Source organism: Butyrivibrio sp. AE3009, assembly GCF_000420845.1.
Classification (GTDB): domain Bacteria; phylum Bacillota; class Clostridia; order Lachnospirales; family Lachnospiraceae; genus Butyrivibrio.
The window spans coordinates 176,407-200,656 of sequence record NZ_ATVS01000003.1; the positions used below are offsets into that span (position 1 = coordinate 176,407).

12 protein-coding genes are annotated in these 24,250 nt (G+C 44.6%); all 12 read right to left on the minus strand.

All coding sequences use genetic code 11. The annotated features are described in order from the left end of the window. Positions 1-44: 44 nt before the first annotated feature. The 12 genes from G588_RS0102965 to G588_RS0103020 all read right to left on the minus strand — a co-directional run bounded on the left by G588_RS0102965 (position 45) and on the right by G588_RS0103020 (position 24,209). Positions 45-2,450 carry a ribonucleoside triphosphate reductase gene (locus tag G588_RS0102965; protein WP_022777274.1) on the minus strand — a complete coding sequence of 802 codons (2,406 nt, stop codon included), beginning with the start codon at positions 2,448-2,450 and terminating at the stop codon, positions 45-47. A 184-nt stretch (positions 2,451-2,634) separates the two neighbouring features. After that, positions 2,635-3,324 (minus strand): anaerobic ribonucleoside-triphosphate reductase activating protein, encoded by a 690-nt coding sequence (locus G588_RS0102970; RefSeq protein WP_022777275.1) that lies wholly within the window; start codon positions 3,322-3,324, stop codon positions 2,635-2,637. A gap of 147 nt (positions 3,325-3,471) precedes the next feature. After that, complete coding sequence (locus tag G588_RS0102975; protein ID WP_022777276.1) at positions 3,472-4,839, minus strand: MFS transporter; 1,368 nt, start codon at positions 4,837-4,839, stop codon at positions 3,472-3,474. Next, the gene (locus G588_RS0102980; RefSeq protein ID WP_022777277.1) at positions 4,836-6,311 is read right to left on the minus strand and encodes a DUF6937 domain-containing protein; all 1,476 of its coding nucleotides are present in this window, start codon (positions 6,309-6,311) and stop codon (positions 4,836-4,838) included. The genes G588_RS0102975 and G588_RS0102980 overlap by 4 nt, the downstream gene beginning before the upstream one ends. Positions 6,312-6,492: 181 nt before the next feature. Beyond that, on the minus strand, positions 6,493-7,578 hold the full coding sequence (locus tag G588_RS0102985; RefSeq protein ID WP_026668554.1) for an HD-GYP domain-containing protein: 1,086 nt from the start codon (positions 7,576-7,578) through the stop codon (positions 6,493-6,495). Positions 7,579-7,660: 82 nt separating this feature from the next. Further along, positions 7,661-9,607 (minus strand): beta-L-arabinofuranosidase domain-containing protein, encoded by a 1,947-nt coding sequence (locus tag G588_RS18935; protein ID WP_022777279.1) that lies wholly within the window; start codon positions 9,605-9,607, stop codon positions 7,661-7,663. Positions 9,608-9,719: 112 nt separating this feature from the next. Continuing rightward, entirely contained in the window at positions 9,720-10,529 is an 810-nt protein-coding gene (locus tag G588_RS18940) for a response regulator (RefSeq protein ID WP_022777280.1), read from the minus strand. Beyond that, positions 10,526-11,041 (minus strand): hypothetical protein, encoded by a 516-nt coding sequence (locus G588_RS0103000; RefSeq protein ID WP_022777281.1) that lies wholly within the window; start codon positions 11,039-11,041, stop codon positions 10,526-10,528. The genes G588_RS18940 and G588_RS0103000 overlap by 4 nt, the downstream gene beginning before the upstream one ends. A 62-nt stretch (positions 11,042-11,103) precedes the next feature. Continuing rightward, a complete protein-coding gene (locus G588_RS21190) occupies positions 11,104-13,122 on the minus strand; it encodes an ATP-binding protein (RefSeq protein ID WP_022777282.1) in 2,019 nt (672 codons plus the stop codon). Positions 13,123-13,127: 5 nt separating this feature from the next. Next, on the minus strand, positions 13,128-13,727 hold the full coding sequence (locus tag G588_RS0103010) for a hypothetical protein (RefSeq protein ID WP_022777283.1): 600 nt from the start codon (positions 13,725-13,727) through the stop codon (positions 13,128-13,130). 15 nt (positions 13,728-13,742) lie between these two features. Continuing rightward, positions 13,743-16,490 carry a hypothetical protein gene (locus tag G588_RS0103015; RefSeq protein WP_022777284.1) on the minus strand — a complete coding sequence of 916 codons (2,748 nt, stop codon included), beginning with the start codon at positions 16,488-16,490 and terminating at the stop codon, positions 13,743-13,745. 132 nt (positions 16,491-16,622) lie between these two features. Further along, positions 16,623-24,209: a hypothetical protein gene (locus tag G588_RS0103020; protein WP_022777285.1), complete on the minus strand. Its 7,587-nt coding sequence runs from the start codon at positions 24,207-24,209 to the stop codon at positions 16,623-16,625. Positions 24,210-24,250: the final 41 nt, after the last annotated feature.

A 24,250-nucleotide genomic window follows, 5' to 3' on the forward strand; every position in this document is an offset into this window, starting at 1 on the left:
CATTTAGAAAAATGACCTGCTACCTCCGTCTCTGAAAGTTCATTTTATGAAGCGAAGCTGTCCTTAATCCATGCCTTGATGTCAGATACACCATGAAGCTTGGTATAACCTTCCTCAGAAGTAATTACCAGTGTAGGTGCCTGCATGATTCCGAATCTCTCTACAAGTTCGGGATTCTCGTTAGCATCGAGAGTCTTGTATACTACTCCGGCCTTATCCAGCATTGCCCCTGCTATCTTGCAGTTGGGACAGGTCTGGGTCTTAAACAGCATTACGGACTCAGCAGTGATGTTATCAAGACTGTTTCCGGCTTCCTTGTTGGCCTTCTTAACTGCAGCCTCTACAAAGCTTGATGCCTTGGGACCTTCATGTGTAAGGACTGAGGTTCCGATATTGTAGACCTTCCTGTCCTTGTATTCCTGAGCCTTGCCGTCGTTCCAGTTGGCAACGGGACGATAATATCCTGTAATTCTGCTGTAGACTTCGGTCTTCTGTCCGCAGTGAGGGCATACAGCCTGCTCTCCGGAGAGATAACCGTGTTCCTTACATACTGAGTATGTAGGAGACATAGTGTAGTAAGGAAGCTTGTAGTTCTCGGCAATCTTTCTTACAAGGCTGGCAGCTGCCTTCCAATCAGGGAGCTTCTCACCCAGGAACGCATGGAATACTGTTCCTGATGTATAAAGTGTCTGAAGCTCATCCTGGATATCGAGAGCAGAGAAAATATCCTCTGTGTAGCCAACGGGAAGGTGTGATGAATTGGTGTAATAAGGTGTACCGTCCATATTGGCTGTGATGATATCGGGATAAAGTTCCTTGTCATGCTTGGCAAATCTGTAGGTTGTGGACTCTGCGGGAGTTGCCTCCAGATTGTAGAGATCTCCGTACTTCTCCTGATAATCGGAAAGACGCTCTCTCATGTGGTTAAGAACATCCTTGGAGAACTCCTGGGTTCTTGCATCTGTCATATCAGCACCGATCCACTTTGCATTAAGTCCCACTTCGTTCATGCCGATAAGGCCGATGGTTGAGAAGTGATTAGCAAAGGTTCCGAGATACCTCTTGGTATAAGGGTACAGTCCCTGGTCAAGGAGCTTGGTAATAACCTGTCTCTTGGTATGAAGACTTCTTGCCGCAATGTCCATAAGATGATCAAGTCTTGCATAGAAGTCCTTCTCATCAGCAGCCTGATAAGCAATTCTCGGCATGTTGATGGTAACAACACCGATAGAACCTGTAGACTCACCTGAGCCGAAGAATCCACCGGATTTCTTTCTGAGCTCTCTAAGGTCAAGACGGAGTCTGCAGCACATGGAACGCACATCGGAGGGCTCCATGTCTGAATTGATATAGTTTGAAAAATACGGTGTTCCGTATTTAGCAGTCATCTCGAATAAAAGCTTGTTGTTCTCTGTCTCACTCCAGTCAAAGTCCCTTGTGATGGAATAAGTGGGAATAGGATACTGGAAGCCTCTTCCGTTGGCATCGCCCTCAATCATGATCTCGATGAAGGCCTTGTTGACCATATCCATTTCCTTCTGACAATCGCCATAGGTGAAGTCTACTTCCTTGCCTCCGACAATGGCATTAAGGTTCTTAAGATCGTTAGGCACAGTCCAGTCCAGAGTGATATTGGAGAAAGGAGCCTGTGTGCCCCAACGGCTCGGTGTATTCACTCCATAGACAAAGGATTGAATGCACTGCTTAACCTCATGCTGAGACAGATTGTCTATCTTAACGAAGGGTGCAAGATAGGTATCAAAGGATGAAAAAGCCTGTGCTCCTGCCCACTCATTCTGCATGATTCCAAGGAAATTGACCATCTGATTGCAAAGAGTTGAAAGATGGCATGCAGGTGATGAAGTTATCTTGCCCGGAATTCCGCCAAGTCCTTCCTGAATAAGCTGTTTAAGTGACCAGCCTGCGCAGTAACCTGTGAGCATGGAAAGATCATGAATATGAATAGCAGCGCTTCTGTGAGCTCCGGCTATCTCCTCATCATAGACCTCGGAAAGCCAGTAATTGGCTGTGATAGCGCCGGAGTTGGAAAGAATAAGGCCGCCTACAGAATATGTAACTGTAGAATTCTCCTTAACTCTCCAGTCATTGATCTTGAGGTAATCGTCCACCAGATCCTTGTAGTTAAGAAGCGCAGAGTTGACGTTACGAACCTTTTCTCTCTGCTTACGATACAGAATATATGCCTTGGCAACATCAGCATAGCCGGATTCTGAAAGAACCTTCTCAACGCTATCCTGAATCTGCTCAACTGTAATTTTTCCATTGGAAATCTTGCTCTCGAAATCGGAAGCAACGCGAAGTGCTACAAGATCTATAACACTTGAATGATAGTCCTTATCCAAAGCAACGAATGCCTTGGTAATAGCCGCAGAAATCTTACTGATGTCAAAGTCAGCGACCTTGCCATCACGCTTAACCACCTGATACATATGAACCCCCTTCTATTTCAAAAACAACACATTTTCTCTCTCATATTTTGTGTTAATAATAGGGTAACATTAATACGTATCATCGTCAATATATAGTAAACATTTAAATATAAAATACTATATATTGTGGTTTATATTCAGAAAATTGGTTCACAAAGCCGCTAAAATAAATGAGAATTCATTCTCAAATGCCCCTGGCTTGGGCATTTGGTACATTTTGGGAAAGAACCACAAGATATTGTTTGATGTCCTCTTCGGATGGCGGATTTAGCGTTTTATCCGGCACGTTTTCCCGACAAACGTACTGTTGAAGGAAATATTTATTCGCGCCTTTTATCAATTCACCAATTTTTGCAATGTCGGAAACGTCATGATACTCCTTCACAAGCGTGGTACGAAATTCATATTCCGTTTTGCCTTGAAGAAGAATCTTTATGCTCTCCTCAACAGGCCTGGTGTCCAGATCCTTAACGCCAACGGTCATGCCGTATTTATCAAGGCTGTTCTTAATATCCATGGCGACATAATCCACAAGGCCTTCATCTGTAAGTTCAGCCAAAAGCCCAGGATGATAGCCGTTTGTATCCAGTTTGATAAGGAACCCTCTATCCCTGATCTTAATGATAAAATCCTTAAGTTCCTTCTGAATACAAGGCTCTCCGCCGGATATGGCAACTCCGTCCAAAATGCCCTTTCTCTTGTCCAAAAAAGTAAAGAACTCCTCCTCTTCCATGTAGTCATCAGTCAGATTCTCAACGAGCTCAAAGTTGTGGCAAAAGGGGCATCTGAAATCACAGCCGCCCAAAAAGACTGTGCAGGCCACATGCTCAGGAAAGTCCAGTAATGTCATTTTCTGAAGTCCGTATATCCTCATGAATTAAGTCTCCGTTCTCAAAAATCACTCTAATTATAGCAGATTGAAAATATTGGAGCAGAGAAAAGACCCGGACAATGCCGAGTCTTTTCTCTGTTATTTAATATAACACCCCAATCCGAAATGTTAGTCAATAATCTGTATATATCAGATCTCTTCGCTTCCCTTGAGCTCTTTGATTCTGCCAAGGAGCTTTTTCTCGTTGTAAGCAAAGAATAATACTGCTCCGATAAAGCAGGTAATAAGAGCTACTACAGCTGTTGTTCTGTAGCTTGCAGGTGTCTTGTCCACTGTGATTGAAGTAAATACTACAAGTGCAAGAGCCTGACCCATCTTGAATGCAAAGGTACGAGCTGCAAAGAACATACCGGATCTGTCCTCACCGGTCTCAAGTCTTGTGCACTCAGCTACGTCTGCAACACAGGCCTGAGGAAGAATTCCAAGGATAGCCATAGGAACAGCTGCCACTACAGCAACTATAAAGCCCCAGTGAAGTCCCTTGCCGCAGATGGATGTGATAAGGAATACAACGCAGTATGAAAAGAAACCGATAATGATAAGTGGCTTCTTGCCTATCTTCTTGGCAAAAACGTTAACAAAAGGATACAGGCAAACACTGATAAAAGTCATTGTTGCTGTAAGCAGGAATGTCCATGAATCCTCGATCTCCATGAGCTGTGTCTCATAGAAGGCAAGACCTGTCTGGAAAAGTGTGAGGGCAAAAAAGTAAATAACATCACTGTATACAAAGCGTCTGAACTGTCCGTTTGAGAAGGTGCTGATAAGTGACTTGAAGGGCTGTGTCTGACTGGGTTTGCTGTCAATATAATCCCGCTCGTTGATGTAGAACGCAGGGAAAATCATTGCAAGACATGCAATAGTTGCCATAATAGCAACAGCCATTCTGATCCCGCCTGCCTGTCCAAAGCTGCCCTCAAGAGCACCTGCAACGTTAGGAAGAAGGAATGAAATACTCTGTCCAACGATGAAGGTGAATGAAATAAAGGTTGATACGTTGATCCTGTGCTGCTGTGTATCTCCAAGCTCTGCAATAAGTGCGTTATAAGGTGTGCAGAACATTGTCATGAAGAGATAGAACACCATCAGAAGGATGAATAAAAGTGTATCGTTAAATACTATGCTTCCTGTCTGGGGAAGAACAAAAAGTGCGATAGTGCAAAGTGAAAAAGGAATAGCCATTACGCGCATAAAAGGAATTCTTCTTCCACCCTTATAGTTACTTCTGTCAGACCATCCTGCAATAAGAGGATCTGTTATAGCGTCAAATATACGTCCGCAGGCAAGAACAAGACCAAACAGAGTAAGCTTGAATACAATAGGATTCTGTGTGATCCCTGCTGCAAAAATACCCGTGTTGGGATTAAGATCACTTGGTTCACCTGTATAATAGTAAACCATCCAGTTACTTACGATTCCGGAAAGAAGACTCCATCCGAACTGTCCCAGTGCGAAGATCCATAATAATGCGTTTGTAATAGGTTTTAGCTGTTTCATTTCTTGTTTTCCTCCTTAAGCTTCATTGCAAGCTCAATCACTTTCTTCGCCCCATCATAAATTCCCGCCTGCTTATTTGCGACAATTGCTTCGCACATCTCATCCAGAAGGCTTGTCTCAAGGAACTGATCAAGCATCTGAATTGTATGCGGTATATCCCTGCACTCAAGTGTTCCGTCACCAATTTCAGCAGAGTGGATAGCCCCCCACATCTCATGCTTTCCTACTCTTTTGATAAAGAGCTTGGGTACAGGATAAAATGCCAATTCACTTGGCTTGGTTACAAGTACATCTGCGCTTCTCATAAGAAGGTTGGTGGCATATACAGCCTGGAAAATGTCCTTGTGATAAAAACCGTGAATTCCGGTTATTTCCTTATTCTCGTCAAGAGCATTGGTGGTGAAGTTAAGTGTATCCTCCCAATCATCCATATGCTCCTTCTTAAGAGCTGCCATCTCGGGAATCTCTCTTACGAGCTCATCCCAGACATTGCGGTAATCACCTACGTTTACATAAAGAGCTGCTTTCTTCTCTTTGATGTAAGGAATGAGGTGCTTAATTATCTCGGCAAAGATCTCTTTCTGAGCTCCTGCTCCACCGATGGTGAGAAGGAATCTCATGGGCTTGCCGTTTTTCCTGCGATTAAGTCTTGCCTGACAATCAGCTTCGATGTTGCTTACCAGCTCATAATCAATGTAGTGGCCTGTATAAACAAGGTCCTTCTGAGGCATGGGTTTGCAGACATTCTTCTTGTTCATTCCATTGAGAATACGATATCCCATATATGCATTTCTGCACTGTATTGTATGAAGTGAGCCCTCGGAGAGGTGAAGGGCCATAGGCCAGTTGTCGGGAATTGCATTGACAACATTCTTCATTCCTGCGTGAATGGCTGCCTGGGCGGGCCATACATGTGTTGCTACAACAGGCACTTCCTTGGGAACATTTTTATAAACAGGTGCCATAAGTTCGGCATTCTTCTGATCCTTGGCGTTATATGAAAGAGCTCTGAAGCCTTCATAGTTCGTAGGCTCCCAAACAAGCTTATTGAAAATAGGATTTTTGGAGAGCCTTGAACCTAATGAATAGAGATCATTCTGATGTCCTATTACCTTGGTACAGGTGGTCTCCGGATAGGAATTGAGATCCATCCAGTAAGGAGTGTAGCCAAGATGGTGAGCATAGGATGCAATCGCCATTGAGATACGGTAATGGCCAAAGCCCATGCGGATGTTACCTACGATAATACCCTTGTCCTTATCAATCTCCCCCCCTGAAGAATTGGCAGACACGACAATATTCCGGACACCCATAATAGGTCCAATCACTTGGTTTTCGGTAACATTTATCTTGTAATCTACAGTAGAATCATCCCCAAACTTTTTGATATAACTTTTTTTCGACTTCAAAGCGGCTTTATAATCGCTGTCCTTAACCCTGTTGCCAAATATCACTTTTGATTTTTCAGTCATCGCACTCCCTTTTCCGCCGACTAACCCTATCGGCTTTTCATAACATCTCTATCAAGGAAACCATGTTTTGTTTTTCAAGTTTCCACATTGAAATATTATCTTAATATGCACGAAAAAACAAGAAACGCTTTTTACAATTTTCGTTTCCTGCTTTTGTGCATTTTTACTTTTATGGAATGTTTTATATGACTGCAACGATGGCCAGATTCTTATTGGCCGCAAGATCAATAAATTGATTTCCGCTCTTTACAACAGGTCGTGACAGATGCACCGGATTGATGAAGATGATCTCTCCGGTCTTGCCGTTGTTGAGCATAACTCTGTTGGCTATAAAGGTGTTAACGATATTACTAAGGAACGTCATTATTGCATTTGGATCATATTTGTAGAGGCCCTCAGCCTCAAATCTGGCAATAACGTCAAAGGGGCAGACTCCCTCCCTGTAGGTTCTCTTGGAGGTCAGGTTGTCGTAAGTATTAGCAACAGCAACTATAGATGCTATCTCATCTATCTGCTCACCTTTAAGATGAAGAGGGTAACCTGAGCCGTCTCTCATCTCGTGGTGCATCAGAATGCTCTTTCTGATATGCTCGTCAATGTCCAGGCCTTTAACAAGTTCATAGCCTTTGGTAACGTGCTCTCTCATTGCGCGCTGCTCATATTCGGTAAGTTCCTGCTTCTTATTAAGAATATCCTCCGGAACATAGAGCTTACCTATATCATGCAAAAGCCCTGCCGCTGTGGCCACCTGTATCTTTTCCTCCGGAAGTCTCATCCAGGTAGCGAGCGTGTTACAGATAAGTGAGACATTCAAGGAATGAACATATACAGCATCGCTGTTGTCCCTTAGGTTATGGAGCATGTCAAAAATGCCGGCTGTTCCTCCCGCTTCCACGAAAAGATGATAAACCGGCTCAGTGAGCTTATCCACATCAAGCTCCATGGACTCGTTCACGATCATCCTGAAGGCCTCCTCAAGTTCCTCGGCATATTCCTCCAGGTTCTGTTTAAATCTGATGAATTCCTCCGAGCTCTTGACACGCTCGGCATAGGATGGAGATGATCCGGAAGCGCTCTTGGGCCTTGCCGGCGCTTCCTTCTTCACATCCTCCACAAAGACATTATAAAGGGAATAGGCCTTGATCCTGGCTATGTCCTTTTCATCCAGAATCGTACCCTTAGGCAGAACAAGTCTGTCATCGATAGTATAAATATTTTCCGAGGCAACCATCCCCGGCTCTAACTTATCTACTGATACCAGTCTCATAAACGCCACCCTGTCAGCTTAAAATAATGGAACTTTCCAACTATATTATAGCATACAGTTGACGGTATTGCGTCCGCATGTTTCAGCTGAATTTCCAGTAGATTCCGTAGCTTTCTTTATACTGGTTAAAATGGGTTGTGAACACAAGAGGTGTCTCCACTCCGGTAAGATCAAACTCTGTACCTTCCTCTCTTTTTATGAGATGCTGACCGATATTGCCGATAAAATCATCTACCGTCTCACCAGTGGTGATCTTAAGTTCATCGGATTCACAGCTCTTTCCTGCTGCAACACGAACAGCCACGCCGTGGCTTGTCTCGCTTATCTTAGCTGTTCCAAGTCTCGCAGACAGAAGGTAAGGTCCATAGCAGAATGCGTAGGTGTTCTTCCCGTCCTGAAGATTGTGAGCACATATTCCCATTGGAAGCTTCAAAGTGATACTTGCGCCTTCCCTGACAGCGCTTCCGGGCACGATAAAGAAACCGTCCGCCTCTTTGATCTCAGCCTCCTTGCCGTTTATTGTAAGCTGAGCAGCACCTTTAAGCCACTGAGGTTTTCTGAAGTAAATATCATCTTCCGCATTTCTTCCCTCATGAGGAATGATCTCAAAACTGACAACATCGCTCTTACCAAAATCACAGCTCTGAACCAGTCTGTAATCATCCATGTCAAGCTCCGATGAAATGTACATTGCCACCACAAGCTTTCTGCGGAACCTGAAGTAGATGCCTCTCTGAAGCTTGGTGAAATTCTCATAGCCCGTGCCGGTGCAGCACCAGAAGTTGCCATCCAGTGTATTGAAGACCTTATGGAATCCAGTGGCCATAGGCTGGAAATAGGTGGTAAAACCGGTGTCATGATTAAAGGACGCTGCAATGGCATTCAGAAAAGTATTGGCGGAATAATCCAGATACTTCTTATCTCCCGTCACCGCAAAGAGTCTTCTGGCAAATTTCAGCATATTGTAGGTATTGCAGGTCTCATTATTGACATTGGTCCTCTCGGCGTCAAGGATATTGTCTTTTCCGAAGTGCTCATCCTCGCTGTTTCCGCCTGTTACATAGGTGTGCCTCTGGATCACCATATCAAAAAAGGCTTTGGCATATTCAAGATATCTTGTTTCATTATTGTCTGCTTCATATCTTGCCAGAGCACCGATGAATTTTGGAATTGTGGTATTGGCATGAACGTTGTCAAAAAGATCCGTTCCATCCGCAAGGATCTTCTCAAACAAAGGCTCCTCATCAAAGGCATGAGCAGCATCCATTATCCTTCCCGGGAACTCAATGGCAAGGGGGCTTCCTTTTTCGCCCAACTCTTTATTTATGAGATAAAGCTCGTAAAGACAGTCGTTCATTCCGCCATATTCAATGGAAAGAACAGTCTTTCTTGTTTCCTCAGACCAGCTCTCACAGCGGGCTGCGATCCAAAGCCCCAGAGCGTTGTCGATCTTAAGCGCCTTCTCATTGCCTGCGAATTTATAGGCAGCGTTAAGGCCGGACATGATCTTGTGCATTGTGTACCACGGAACCCAAGCCTCTGTAAAAATCTCCCCAAGTCCCTTCTCCACATTGTCAAACTGAAGGGCCGGATTGTCTCTGAATTCCTTTGACGGCAATGTAGCCGCAAACAGATATCCCTCATAGACGGTTCCGCTTGTCTTCTCCTGACACTTAGCGAGGGAATCGATTATATAGTCAAGTCTTTCACTCACCTTCTTTTTGTCGGAAGCACTTATTCCGGGGTACGCAAAGGCCTGAGACAGCGCTGTGATGTAATGTCCCATGGTATGGCCTCCTATGAGCCCGTCTTCCCACATTCCGCCGTAGCGCTCCTTGTGCTTCATAAAAGCATTGAGTTCTTCGCCTTCCATTCCGGCGATGATGCCTGCCGTCTCACGAAAGCCCGCAAGAAGGCGGTCGGGATCAAGAAGAAGCAGGTTACTTACTTCTTTTTCAAAGGCTTCTTCAAAGTATCTGTCGGTAATCTTTGAATTAAAAAATCCTATGTCAATCCAATTGTTTTTCATACATGATTCTCCTAAAAAAATGTGATGTCATATCTCATTGTCTAAGAATAACATCACATTTTTATGATTAGAATGTTATAAAGTTTGAAATGGTATCAATTTGGAAGATGGATCATTCCTCCTCCAAATCATAGCTGATCTCATCCAGCTCCGCGTGGTAGAATTCGGACCAGCTGTACTGGTTCATATAATCTCCCACATATTTGTACTTGGAATCATTACCGTAGTCAAGCCAGTCGTAGAGATCACATTCAATCTTGTCCTTGGCAATTGCCATGCTGCCACGCTGCTTGAGAATGATACCGTCAAGCTTAAGCCTGGTGAAAGTATTCTGAAGGTCCTGCCTTAGGTTACAAAGATATGACAGCTTCTTTTCCGGATCTCCGTCATCCTCCCAGAGGGATGCGATGATCTCACCGTTGCTGGTCTGGGCACCTCTGTTATTTACAAGAAGTGCCACTATTTCCTTGGTCCTTGTATACTTAAAGGCCACAGGCTCCCCGTCAACAAATAGTTCAAAATTGCCGAAGGTCTGGGCAAAAACTCTTTTGTATCTCTTTTTGGTCTCGGGATAACGAAGCTGCTCCAGTTCCTTTTTTACCTCATTCCCGGAACCGGGCTTTTTTAGATATCCACTGGCATGAAGCTTCATGGCTTCGAAGGCATAGTCGGTATTATCCGTGAGATAAATCAGATTTACAAAGGGATTCAGGTCCTTCAGATACTTGCCGAGATCAAGTCCCGTCAGCTCGGGCATCTCCACATCCAGAAATGCCACATCTATCTCTTCTTCTCTTGCCTTGGCAAGAGCTGCCAGAGAACTGTCATAATAATAGCAGGTTGCATCGGGAATGGTCTTGGATAATAATTCCTTAATCTTTTTCAGGGATGCGCTGTCACTGTCTACTGCAAGTACTCTCACTGCGCACCTTCTTTCGGCAGGGATACGCTTTTGACCTGCTGATTCTTCCTCTGCTCCGGTGTCATGTGAAGAGGATCTGCCTCTCCCACCACCAGGGTTTCTCCGTCGTTAAGAGCCGCCTCATGAAGTGGCCCCGAGTTCATGTCTGCCAGTACCAGTGCAGCAAACCTGTCATAATTATCATCGTCTATAACGGGAAAATGATATTTCATTCGATACCAGTGCTCCGGATCGTAGCCGGCGTCACCGATGTAGAGCCTGTCAGCGGTATCAGCAACCTCTTGAACCCCGGCCTTTTCCCCGGGCTCCAATCCGGCGTCCTCACAAAAAAGAACACCGTAGGCCTTAAGGATCCTGTCCCTTACAGTTTCATCGCTGCCATTTTTATTTTTTCTCCCCGTAGGAGTGTCCATTACTTCGTAGTAATAGTCCTGGGACTCCTCACTTTCTTCAAAACTCACAATCGCATCGTAGAACTTTCTGATGTCGATATCTTTAGCTAATGATGCCATTGGTCCTCCTCATAAAATGTTTTATTATTCTATCTTATCACCAAAGTGCATCGGAAAGTACACTAGATCAGATAAGCATATTTCCCCAGAAGATCAAAGGTAAAGGCGACACTGCTCCCCTTGGAAAGCTCCATTTTAAGGGCCTTCATCAGGTGTCTCATGGTCAGCCTGTCACCCTCCGCAGCAGCCATTGAGCAGGCATTCAGGAACACAGTCTTGATAACGCTGCCGGTGAAATCCTTGAACTGCTCCGCCAGAAAATCGATATCGATTTCATCGTGGGGAATCCTGTCATTAATAAGGCTCTCCCAGATTTCCTTCCTCATCTCTGTATCAGGATTGTCGAAATGAGCCACATATCTGATCCTTCGCATAAAGGCAGGATCAATGTTTCCCTTTATATTCGTCGCCATTATGACGATCCCGCTGTAGGATTCTATGCGCTGCAAAAGATAAGAGATCTCATTGTTGGCATACTTATCCTTGGAATCCTTCACTTCGCTTCTTTTTCCAAATATGGAATCCGCCTCATCGAAGAACAGAACCACATTGGCTTTTTCCGCAAAAGAGAACACTTTTTCCAGGTTCTTCTCGGTTTCGCCTATGTACTTGTCCACTACATTTGACAGATTGATCTGATATAAAGGAATGGCAAGCTCTCCTGCTATGGCATTGGCGGTCATGGTCTTACCGGTTCCCGGAGGGCCGCTTAGAAGAAGACTCATGGCGCTTCCGTAGATGTAATTCTCCTTCTGGCCCCATTCATCGAATACCTTGTTGCCTATCCTCACGCTCTTGATGACATTTTCAATAACTTCCTTTATATCCACATTGAGCTTCACATCCTTAAGCCTGATCCTGGGATAGATTATCCTTCCCAGCTTAAGGTTTTTCTCCATACCACCCGCAGACAGTGCAAGCCTTGACAGGAACATGTTCCTGTCTTCACCGTCTCTTTTCTTTATGCTTTCCAGACCTCTTATAACGCTCATGGTCTCGCTGGCATTAAGGTGATAGCGCATGGCTGCTTCATTTGGATCAACATCAATATCATAGAGCTTTGAAAAGCCTGTCCATAAAAGCTTTCTCTCATCATAAGACAGCCTCTCGGGAAGCTCCAGAATGAGCGCATCTTTCCTTCGTCTTTTCTTGATCAGAGCAGCTGACGTGTCGCAGCAGATGATAAGCGGCACCTCATAGTCAACAATGACATCCGCCACATCCCTCTCAAAGGCCTCAAGTATATTCTCATCATTATCATTTGTAAGCTCATCCGTAATGCCGTATATGCAGATGCCCGCATTCTGCAGCATTGCTTCTCTCACAAGCTCACTTCGTAGTCTTAAAAAAAGCTCACGCCCGGAGCCCGTAAGGTCTTTAAGACTGATAAACAGAAAATCCCTGGCTATGCTTTTGGCAATATGCTTTGCCAGAAACCTTCTGCCTCCCTGCCTTGAGAGCTGAACTACCTTGCCGCCCTTATCAAAAAATTCCGAGCCCTCCTTGAGAATATCCAGGTTAATAAAGGGCTCATGGAGATCTGTGTCTTTATCAAACAGCTCACAATACATGGATAAAAGACCGGTCATTTCATCACTTCCTTCAAGGAAAGAGACCAGCCTGTCATCAAGCTTAAGCTGCTGATACATTATGGGAGAGGCGGTGGAATCAAGGTTAAAGAACACACGCAAAGGGAGGGCATATTCCAGCACCTCCTTCTCGGAGGGAAAAGGAACACCCTCGATTGCATAAGCCAGTCCCAGGCATACTCCGCATTTAAAGTATTTTTGAATATAATCATTGAGATCGGAATAGAAAAAAGCTGCCAGTGACAGATCAAGAAGTGATCTCATCACATTACTTTTTCCCAGCATATCAAGAAGAGCAAAATATCTTACGGCCTGATGGTCTGACAATTGTCTTTCCTGCTGCGCCCAGTTGTCAATGGCGTCCTTGTCCCCTCTTGAAACCGCATCCAGAAGCTGAGGATATTCCGCGACGGAATCCTCATAGCCCTTTTGTCTGAGTACTTCATCACAGCGCATCAGGATGAAGCTTACGTTGGTCTCCAGGTAAGTCATGTCTTTTACTCTTTTCCGAAAAATTGATCCAGCTGTCTTATTTTCTCTTCCAGTTCACCCAGTTCAGAAATATCCCTTAAATAATTCAGGTAGGAATCCAGAGTCGTGATCTGATTTCCCCCTGCCACATACAATATCAGATCGATAAAAACGTCCAGCTGGTCCAATACAGTGGCCAGGAAAAATCTGATATTCTCTCTTTCATACTCTGCTGCTCCGATGTTTATGGGCTTTCTGTAGCCGTAAAAGATCTGTCTCAGGGGCTTGTAGAGACAGAAATTTCCGAAGGAAGGAAACTCGCCTGTCGACAGTATCACATTGATATCGTTGATGGCAGATGCCACGATTCCGAAGTTTTCAGGTTCAACTTCCTTAGCCAGAGTAATATTAAAATGCACCGCCGGGTAGGGATAGTCCTCCCCGTTTGGGATTGCCTCAATGGCAGCTTCAATTATTGCCTCGGCGTCATTGACTCCTATGTGCTCCGCAACTGCCCTCAGTACGCCTTCACTATCCTCGCATTCCCCAAATAGCAGCTCAAAATCTTCCTTAAGATTTTTTCTTATCTCGTTAAATCCTGATACATCCTCATTGTTTGTTCCCATTTTCTCCCCCTTCAATTATGAAATAGATTCAAGAAGTACATTTCTCCAATCAGATGGTGCGCCTACGGAATCAAGAAGCTTTTTAAAGCTTACTCTTTGAACAAACTGATTGTAGGTTTCACCCTCGTTTCTCTTAAAGAATGTGCTGACCACTTCTTCTGCAAGCCTCCTGTCACCTTCATTTGGTGAGGCCTTAGAATTCATCAAAAGAGCATGAGTATCCACAGCCATGAAAACGCGCATCAGTGGAGCCAGGTAATGCTTATTATTTATACCGGTCTCTTCCTTTAAGATATCATTAAATCCGGAAACGCTGTCCAGTCCGCTGTCTCCAAGGACATAACCCACATTACTCTTTCTAAGCCCTTTTCCGATGGCGGCGTTAACAATTTTCCCAAGAAAACTTGTTACCTTGCCGGCAAGCTTAAAAGGAAACGATATCGGGTTAAACCAGGACATTTTTTCTCCAAGTCCCATAGTTGTTCCTGTGATATTCAGTCCCTTGGCAATACCATCAATAACAGAATTCGGAATTTCCCTTCCTGATTTCTGCTTTGCAAGTCTTAAGTAAAATGCCGCCTGGGAATTCTGATTGGCAGCATTTCCCAATTGCTGGGCATCACGCTCTTCATTACTGGGATTGACAATTACCCGCTTTGCTGTCTGCATAGCTGTATTAATTCGTTCGGAACTACTGCCAAGTCTGTTTAAGGAACCCCAGGATGCGATTACCGAAATTGCATCTTTCAGAACTCCAAACAGATCTTTTACAATTGAAACAATACCCTTGACGGGATCCGGAATCCATTTGAGAGAATCGAGTATGTCCGCTCCCCCGGAAATAAATCCCAGGACATTGTCAATAATCTTGGATATATGAGGCCATTTGTCATCCCCGGGCTTGATCTTTCTGAGCTTTCCCAGTGACTCAATGGCGTTATAAATATTCTTTATCATCAAAATTACAGTGTTGATCACATTGCTGATGCTAACGCCAAGGGTAGCATCCCCCAGCATTGCCATGACAGGTAAAGCCGCAGCGGAAATACCTCCCGCAATTCCAAAGCCGTACTTTTTGTCAAATTCCATGAGACTGCTGGTGGTACCAATATATTTAATATATTGTTTATCCATGAGTTCCTTGTTAACTCCGGGCAAATTCTTTGAATCACCCAAAGCAGCGCTTGTAATTCCACCCAGCGTGTCGATAAGTGATCCGTCAAGAAGGCTCTGTCCCAGATTGGTAAAGGAAAAAACGCCTTCTCTTCTGGACATAAAGCTCCTCTTAACATGCTGGTCCTGAACCACACCGGGATTCTCGTTATAATTGAGATAGTACTGGATGCTGGCGCTGTTGACATGCTTAAAAAAGTCAGACCTTCTGATGGCTCTTCTCAGTCTCTCCTGTTCATTGGTCTTTTTCCAGTTAGGGGTTCCGAAATACGTCGTCTGGGACTGATCCAGAATATCGTCTTTATTCTCGGAGAAAAATTCATCATTGATAAAAAATCCCCTTACCCTGTTGCCGGTTCTTTTGGATTTGGCAGTATAGATCTTGGAAGATTTCTGAGAAAAGAGGAGACTTCCGTTGGAGGCACGCTCATCCGCCACAAGATTGAAGGCATTCATTGCCTGTCGCTCGTCCTTGTTCACCTCGTTTTCAACCATAGCTCCGCCGGGGCCCACCTGATGTCTTGCCAGATATCCCTTGAAATTGTTGTCGATCTTAACGATTCTTCTGGGAGCATTCCCTTCCTGCTCATCTCCAAGGTTATTGATTCCTGCAGCGAAGGCCTCGAATTTGGCCATTGTGTGACGCTTGACCATGCCCTCCAGGACGTTATTTGAATTTTCATTCAAAGCTCTGGAAACACTGAATTCAAAATTGCTGTCATTATATGGATTATTGCGGGCATCATTGGCAAAGTTGTTGATGTTTTCAATGTTATATACACCTATATACTCAGATATATTCTTGGCAACAACTTCCTGCGGTGCCGGATTAGCAGCATCAGGTCGTTCAAAACCGGTCTTTAACTGATCCTCGGTCTTCTCCCTGGACATCATGTAATAATTTGCCATAAGCTTGTCATAAGCTCTGTATCTGGGCTTAAAAGTGTTCCTCTTATAATCTGCCAGATAATTATTCCAGCTTTCATTCAAAGAAGCAATCTGGGAAACGGCATTATTTGCTTCAACACGAGACTTTTGATAAGTTGCGAGAGCACTGTTTGTTTTACCTTCATACCTTCCGAATACTCGTTTAAGAAAACCCGGGTCCTCTGCCTGATGGGCCTGAATCCGGACTTTCAGACGCCTCAGCTCATCCGCATCCTCATTCTGGGCACTGGCTATCAGATTATCAATTGTTGCCACCATAGCATTAGCATCTGCTACACTCATGCGACTGCGGGCAAGAAGATATTCTCCGTACCTGATCTTTGACTCACGAATTTTTCTCTTGGCTAAAGCTGCCGCAGGAAGCATCTGATTATTTTTGTGATCCTGGTGCTGCCTTGCCATTTCCGCAGCCTCTTCAGCTGACAGTCGGTTTTCCTGTGCCATACGGGCCCGCAGAGTATTTCTTACGCCAACAGCTACATCTTCTCTATCAGCAGCGCCGCCGGCAAGTGCATTTTCCCCTGAATCCATAAAATTGTGTTTGTTAACAAGAGCATTACCGTTCAGGGTGCCAACATCACTGACAAGACCCTTTTCAAAAGACATTTTTTTCGGAGCTGCTTCTTTTACTTCAGGTGGCATAATATAACCTCCGTGTCGAATAGATCATTCTTCGCAGAATAGTTGATATATCGATTATTAATAGTGTAACATAGCAATCATACTCGCTCAACCTTGGGCAGTGAATGAGGTTTTAAGCTGTTTAAGCAGTAATCATGCTGCCTTCATCTTGTCAAAAATTCCGGTGATGGCAGATGCATCGGTCTTACCAATCTGATCCTTAAGTCCCAGTACCAGCATAACTGTCGTTGCCATTACCTTGGTCTCCCTTACGGGATTGAACTTGCTGGCGCAGTATGCAATGGAAGTTGCCATCTTCATACCCGTATCCCGGACAAGCTCATCCTCGTTTTCATATCCACTGCCCTTGCAAACGATATCAAGAACATCCCGGTCCATAAGCTCTGCCTGCATAACCTCCTTAGAGCCCGACAGCTGCTCATAGCTGCCTTTGATATCGGACACGAGCTTTTGTCCCTTATCTGTCTCGGTATAATAGCTCCTGAGCATTTTTCTGTCTTTGATACATCTTATGCAGTAAAAAGCAAACTGAACTCCAGCGTCCACAGCGCTCTTAACAAGGCTGGTGGCCACACCTGCATCAAGCTTTCCAAAAATTTCTTCGCCAAGGGCCATGCTCATATCAATGACATCTTTGGCAATAGCCATGTTCTGGATGGTATTGGCGGTTTCTTTGGACATGTGCTGAAGGTCTCTGTGCTCCTCCACAACATTTTCTTTTATCTTCTTTTGTCTCTCGTTCTCGAAGGCCTCCGCATCCTTAAGGGTCTTCTTATCCTTATCTCTTGTCTCCTGGCTGTTTGACATGTTCTCAGCCTTGTTAAGAAGCCTCTTATTTTGGATACTAAGGGCAATATCCCTGAAGCCGTCGATATATACCTTGTATTTATTTACCTTTCCCACAACCCAGGATACCTTATCCAGCATACTTTCTGCGAAGCCTGTAAAGAGCTCTGTGGAACTCTTGATAAATTCCACGCCCTCCTTGCCTATGGCGCCTTCTATAATGCCGGAAGTGACTTCTTTGGCCTTATCCTGTATAAGATCCACGAATTCCTGAGGCTTTTTAAGCAGCTCATCAACTTTCCCGTTGGCTTCTCTGTACTTGCTGATGGCAGATTTCACCACATCCAAAGTCTGTTTAACAAAAGGATTGGTGTCGTTATCTTCCTCAACTTCTCCCGTGTCCGGATCCACCTTGGACAGGACATAGGCGATGGCTTCGGAATATTTATTCTCAATGGTCTCCTTGATCGAAGTGGAAAGGGCTATTTTGACCACCGAATCGATGTCATCCATGTGTATCTTGGCATAGATCTTTTTCTTCATCTCCTCAGGCATTGCCCGAAGCTCGTTGTACTTGCCGGTGATGGCATGAATCTCATCCCTGATATCGCCGTACTGCTGCTCCACTTTATAATCGCCGATTATCGCATCAAGTCTCTTATCCTTGGCAAGCTCAGGCTTTTCCTCCATCTTTTTCCTGATAAGGTCACCTATCTTGTCAACCTTGATGCCCTCGGAGAAGGCTCCCACAATAAGCTCGTTTATCTCGTTGCCTAGGGAGGAACCGCTGGTGTACAGCTTTCCCACAAGCTGCTCCGTGACCATTCCCTCGATGTCGTAGCTCCTTGGATCGGTGGTGAGTATCTTCGGAAGATCCTTGATCCTCTTCTCTTTCTTCTCCTCATCGAGCTTTAACATCTCATCCAGCTTATCCATCCTTCTGTAGAGGCTGGGGCAGATAAGCTTGGTGACATCCTTTATTCCATTCTTAATATCAAAAATATTTACTCCGCCGACAGTGGCCAGATCTCCCAGGGCATCCTTGGTGATAAGCTTCTTGCCCTGCTGAACACCGGCTCTGAAGAACTGATTGCCGGTATTATGAATGTTCTGGCGAAGAATGCTGTAATCCATGGATAACTGTCCGTGCCTTGTGATATCACCGGCGCTTCGATACAGCTCTTCGTTACCTTCGCGAAGATCCAGCTCGTAGGTAGCTCTGTTGACAAACTGAAGTGCACGAATGAACAGCTTCCAGTCCACAGCCGTATCTCTCTTGAATATGTAGTATTTCTCCTTGGCAAGCACATCCTCAACAGTTTTGGCACTCTTAAAGTCCGCAGTGTCATCAACCTGCGTTGACAGCAGAGATTTAAAGGCATCGGCATACGCCGTCTCGGAGAGGGTCACACCCTTGTTGCCGCTCATGGTCTGATCTATGTACTCATCCATAAGTCTGAATCTTCCGGTCTCATTGGCAAAGCATCTCTCCTTGGAGGAACGGAAAATATTGAAGTAAAGATTTTTCTTTGATATATCAAGGAAATCTCTTCTTGCCAGGACCTTGATGAAGAGCTTTTTCTGGTTCTCATTAAGTCTGACATAACCGGAAAGAGCCAGCTTGGCATCCTCATAATCCTCGGAGACTCTGTCTTTTTCCGATTCCTTTTTGAGAAACTCCTCCAGTGAATCTCTCGTTATGGAGGCCGGATCCTTGTCCTTTACATGCTCTCTGTAGGCTTCAATGGCTTTCTTGTTACCGGTGGCCTCAATATATTTAGGTGCATTCTGAAGTGCATACCTTGTAAGCCTGTCTTTATCAAGCTCATCCAGAAGGTCGATGGCCTTGCTGAGTATGTGCCAGTCCACCAGGCTCTTTCTCTCATAGCTCTGTGTGTCAAAATCCTTCTTGCCAAGTCTGCTGTCCTTGAGGGACCTGTTGTCCTTTACCTTGAAGCTGAGAGCCGTGATGAGAGCCTGCATACAGGCTCCTCCGCTTCCAAACTTCTCCAAAGCCTTCTCCTGATTGTCTTCGGAGAACAAAAGCTTAAGCTCTTCCCTCTTATCCTCATCGATATGCTTGCCCGACTCCTTGGAACTGTCATCCAGAACAGCTCTGTTCTGAAGAATGGCGATAAGTCGGTACATATCAATGGCGTCCATCTTCTCAAGCCTCTTGGCTACCTTTTTCCTGTCCTCGATCTCACTGTTTGCTTTCTTTAGGGCAACTTTTGCCAGCAGAGGTGCTCCCATGGTAAGGGGCACTTTGGCTGCGGTCTTGGAATAATCAATGGCTTTCTCGTATTTTGACAGCGCCTCCTTATCAAGCTTCGCATACTCAAGGAGCTTGTCCTTGACGGCAACGGTATCAAATCTGTCCTTTCTGAGCTTGTCCACCTCATCCATCTGTTTTCCCTTGCCCAAAAGGGCAGCCTCATAGATGGAAGAGATACCGTCTCCCATTCGGGTCTTGTCTTCCTTGGTGATAGGATCCTTTTGTGACTTCATCTTGCCTGTTATGGACTTTGCAAATACCCATGCTTTTTCAAAGGCAGAGCTGCTGAAGGCCTCCTTCTCGTCGCCGAAGAAATCAAGACCTGTATTGGTAAGCTTGTAATAACCAAGGGCATAATCAATCTTAAAGTCATAGTCCTGACCTGCCATGTACCTGGTCAGCTCCTTAAGTCTTGGCTCCACTTCCCTGTCGCGAAGTGTGCTGCTTGTAAGCACGGAAACAGAACCGGCATCAAAGCCGATGGCTCCTTTTTCCATAAGCATAAGACCAAGGGCAAAGAGTTCCTTTTCCTCCTCGGTAAGCTTGTTATACTTCTTCTCGCAGCCGTGACTTCCTTTCTCCCTGATGAGCTTCTCTATGCTGTCTCTTCCCATAAGCTCGGAGAAATTCCTGTTACTCTTGTTATAGACCTTGCTGCTGACGGAATCATTGATGGCATCCCTGCAGATGTATCTGAGAGCCGTCTTGTCTGCTGCAAACTTTGACAGCTCCTCTTTCCATGCATTCTCATCAAAGCCGGAGCTTTTTCCCACACTCACTTCACTTATGATCTTCTCATGGAAATACTGCCTTAGTGCCAGCAGATAATTATTCTTGATAACCCTGTTTTCCTTCTTGTAATCCGCATCGGTATCAAGGGCCTCATCTGCGCACTTCATGAATCTGTTAACATAATCTATATAGGCATAGGCCTTTTTGGCCTTCTCCTCGAAGGTCTCCTTAGCCTTTTCATCCTGATCCTTTATTCCTATTCCCGTTGACAAAAGAGCTCTGAGATCCCTGGTGATATTGATTCTCTCCTGCTCAAGGGGAGCATAGCCGATTTTCAGATCTTCAATCTTTTTAAGCTCCTTGTAGTTCTTTCTGAAGGTCTTGTACCACGCTCCTTTGACGAAGCTTCTTTCTGCCCTGTAAACGCCCTTTATATCCTTATTTTCAAAGTTCTTCATGTTCCTGTAGGCATTAACAAGAAGGAGCCTCTGCTCGTCCTGACTGATCTTTTCTTCCTTTTCATCCGCGGTTCCAAGAACCCCCGCCATGTCATAGAGCCATTTCGCGTGCTTCTTGATCTCTGCTGAAAAAAAGCCATTTACATTTTTTTCCACAATAAGATCCGTCAGGAAGGGATCAAGGTCATAGTACTTTGATATTTCTTTTTTGATATAGTCCCTGCTCTTTTGCCAGTTGGTGTGGGAGAGGGATGTGCCCTTATCTGTTCCGATGGTGACCAGGGCTTTTCTCTTGAAGATATCCTCCAGCTCATCCGATACATTATCAAGTCCGATGAACTTATCCCTGCCCTCTCTGATGGTCTTCCTGTCAGCCTTCTTATCAATAATCTCCTTGCCTTTTTCCTTCATCTCATCGGAGATAACGGGTGTGCTGCCAGCGGTCTTTTTGTAGGTCTTCTCATAGTTCTCGATAAGAGCAGGAAGTTCGTTTAAAAAATCTTCCCTGGCTGTGAACATCATCTTTTTGGAAAGAGTCTTCATGAAGCTTGCGGCATTGAGATAGCCGGAGGTGGGTACATTTCTTCCTACTTTTCCATAGCCGAAGAAGATGCTTCCCGCTTCATTTCCAAGCTCCTTGATCTTCCTGTCAACAATATCTTTGTTGCTGTCAAATCTCTCGTAGGTCTTCTTTATCTCATCCTTTAGCGCCATTTTGGACGAAAGAACACTGAGTTTGGACTTGTCATTGTAACAGTCGGAAATCACCGCCTCGGCGCAGCTATAGACAGCTCCTATCTTCTTTGCCTTGCTCTTATCCTTTCCGACTACATCCTTCACCACAGAGTCTGTTGCCTCGGATATGGTTTTGTTTATGGAACCTTCATTGTAGCCGCTCTGACCAAAAAAATTCTTCTGCTCTCGCAGCATATCCTCTTTGATATGGGATATTTCGCCTTCAAGCTTGCCGTCATAGATAAGATCGAATCTCCGGTCTACGTAGATCTGCTTAAAAGCCTTCTGCATCTTCGAGGCATTAATCGCATCGATGTAACGGCCGAGCTTTTTGTCCACTTCACTCTTAAGATACTTCTCAAGAGTCTTCTGATCGCCGTCCATCATTACCTTGAACACTTCATTTTTTGAAATGAGCTTATCAGCAAAAAGCTCATACTTACCAAGCCCCCATTTCTTCAGAAAATCAAGCTGCTTGATAAAGTGCGTATATCTTTCCTTGGAAAGGGTTGCATCATTGGAACCGCCCGCCTTCAGGGCTTCCATCATTTTATCCTTTTCCTCGGTCACATGACCGTCAAAGGCATGTTTTTCAAGGACCTGAGTGACAATGTCATTAAGGTCAGAAACATCCAAAAGCTCAGGAGACATGGTCATCTCCATAAGCACTTCGTTGACTATGGCCTTGTTGTCCTTATGCTGTTCCCTGAGGTCCTTGACAAATTCCTTGTTATTTACAAGGTTTTTCTTGAGCATCACAGAGATTGATCTGATGGCACCTGTGGGCAGGAACTCAAGATCACCGATATCCTTTCCGCCGTTTGATAACTTACTTATAAGATTCTGCCTGAAGTATTCAATCTCATCTTTGTTAAGGACTGCTTTTATATCCTTACTGTCAAGAAAGAACTCTCCCATGATCCTGGCAGTAAAGCCCACGTCATGTCTCACTCTTTCTTTGCCAAGACTCTTGTAGTATTCAGCATAGGAAATATTGGGCTTGCTGACATCTATCCTGCCGTTCTTGTCGGACTTAAGGATTTTATCGAGCTCTTTTTTAAAGCTCTTTTTTTCATAGGTTCCCATGTTGTTCTTGAGCTCTTCGAGCTTGCCCCAGTTTTCGGCAGTGAGCCTGAGCTTCTTGTTCCTGCTGACCTTTTCTGCCTCACGGACTCCCTTGAGATTTGCATAGTAGGTATCGGCCCTCTTCCTTAGCTCAGAGGATTTCTGCTTAAGAACACCGCCTACGGTGCCATCTTCAGACAGGAATTTGGCAAATACGTCTCTGTCGGTCTTGGGGATCTGCAAAGTGTTCATAAGATGGCCAATCCTGGTTTCTGCTTCATATTCATCAGCAGCAATATATTTGATCCTCCTGATGCTGTCCTTGACCATGGCTGCGACCTGAACTTCTCCTCCGTAGACCAGAACAGGACCAATAAAGCTCTTAATCTTCTCTTTGATGCTCTCCGCTGATATCGAGGAGTAGCCAAGCTCCTGCACGAACTGATCGATAATAACAAGATTATCTGCGCTCTGGGCATTAAGGGCCTGCAGCTTGTCGGCAAAGCCGTCGTCCTCTGATCTTACAAGAAGATCGTTGATATCACTTTTGCTCCAGTATCTCTGGTCATTTTCGTCAATTCCCAGCTCCTGCGTGAACTTCTTTTTTCTGGTCGTAACTTTCTCAATAAGATCCTTGTTGTCATTCTTATAGTCTTTAAGGAGCTTATCTATATGGGCTCTGAAATCATCGATTTCCTCAAAAATTATCTTTTTGCTCTCATCATCGGTATTGATCTTTTTGGAGAGATAGTCATTGAGCTTATCCTTCATGGATGAAAGCTGTAATGTAAGATCAGGATGCTCATCGCAGACCAGCTTAAGGGTAACCTTGTTGGCGATAAGTCTTCTGTTTTTATCAGCGACGATTCTTGCAAGAGTCAGCTTGTCCTTCTCAAGGAGCTTCTGATCCTTGAGAATTTTCTTAAGGACAGATTTGTATTCCTTTCCGCTCTTTAACCAATCACCGATAACGATACCCTTTTCCTTGTCGGAAAAGCTCTGCTCATCTATGACAAGATTAACCTGGGCATCATCAACTTTTTTCTGAGCTGTGTTTATCACATTCGTTACATTCTGCTGGGTATAACTCTTAAGACCTTTGATGATATCAAGGATCCTGCAGCTGAGCTTGTATCTCTCTTTGCCGTAGTCATGACCATACAGTATCTTTTTGTGGCTCACCTGATAATATCTGGCAGTGGTCTCGGCAATTCTGAATACATCGTTAATATCCAGGGGGATATTGCCGCTTTTTTTGGCCTTGGAATAATTCTCGCCATAGTTTACCAGGGATCTGAAAGCGGATTCCATTTCCATAAATTCCTTGTGCTTAAGGTGGGTATCATCCTCCATGGCCTTCAGCACTTCCTTCATGGTCATGTTCTCAAATTTGTCATATTTGACATCAACAGCCTTCTTTTCGTCCTGATCCTCCTTAAGGATCTTCTCATATTTTCCAATCGCTCCTCCCACTATTTCATTAAAGGTGAGAATCTCAAGGGGAAAAAGAGGCACTTTTTTCTTAGCGGATTTATCCGAATGCCTCTCAAGTTCTTCATTTATAACCGCAGCAGCACCTGCGTTTACCGGTATTTCCGAAGTCTGAGTCCTTATCGCACTCTGCTTTTGTTCCTTTTTTTGTTGCATCAGGTTCTGATCGCCGCCCATTGTATAACCCCTCTTTATCGAAAAATTGTTATATCTGAATA

What these genes read in the sequence shown, in the direction of transcription:
- G588_RS0103020 (WP_022777285.1), bottom strand. Translation starts at nt 24,209, where the DNA reads ATGGGCGGCGATCAGAACCTGATGCAACAAAAAAAGGAACAAAAGCAG.
- G588_RS0103010 (WP_022777283.1), bottom strand. Translation starts at nt 13,727, where the DNA reads ATGGGAACAAACAATGAGGATGTATCAGGATTTAACGAGATAAGAAAA.
- G588_RS0102975 (WP_022777276.1), bottom strand. Translation starts at nt 4,839, where the DNA reads ATGAAACAGCTAAAACCTATTACAAACGCATTATTATGGATCTTCGCA.
- G588_RS18935 (WP_022777279.1), bottom strand. Translation starts at nt 9,607, where the DNA reads ATGAAAAACAATTGGATTGACATAGGATTTTTTAATTCAAAGATTACC.
- G588_RS21190 (WP_022777282.1), bottom strand. Translation starts at nt 13,122, where the DNA reads ATGACTTACCTGGAGACCAACGTAAGCTTCATCCTGATGCGCTGTGAT.
- G588_RS0103015 (WP_022777284.1), bottom strand. Translation starts at nt 16,490, where the DNA reads ATGCCACCTGAAGTAAAAGAAGCAGCTCCGAAAAAAATGTCTTTTGAA.
- G588_RS0102970 (WP_022777275.1), bottom strand. Translation starts at nt 3,324, where the DNA reads ATGAGGATATACGGACTTCAGAAAATGACATTACTGGACTTTCCTGAG.
- G588_RS0102965 (WP_022777274.1), bottom strand. Translation starts at nt 2,450, where the DNA reads ATGTATCAGGTGGTTAAGCGTGATGGCAAGGTCGCTGACTTTGACATC.
- G588_RS0102980 (WP_022777277.1), bottom strand. Translation starts at nt 6,311, where the DNA reads ATGACTGAAAAATCAAAAGTGATATTTGGCAACAGGGTTAAGGACAGC.
- G588_RS0103000 (WP_022777281.1), bottom strand. Translation starts at nt 11,041, where the DNA reads ATGGCATCATTAGCTAAAGATATCGACATCAGAAAGTTCTACGATGCG.
- G588_RS0102985 (WP_026668554.1), bottom strand. Translation starts at nt 7,578, where the DNA reads ATGAGACTGGTATCAGTAGATAAGTTAGAGCCGGGGATGGTTGCCTCG.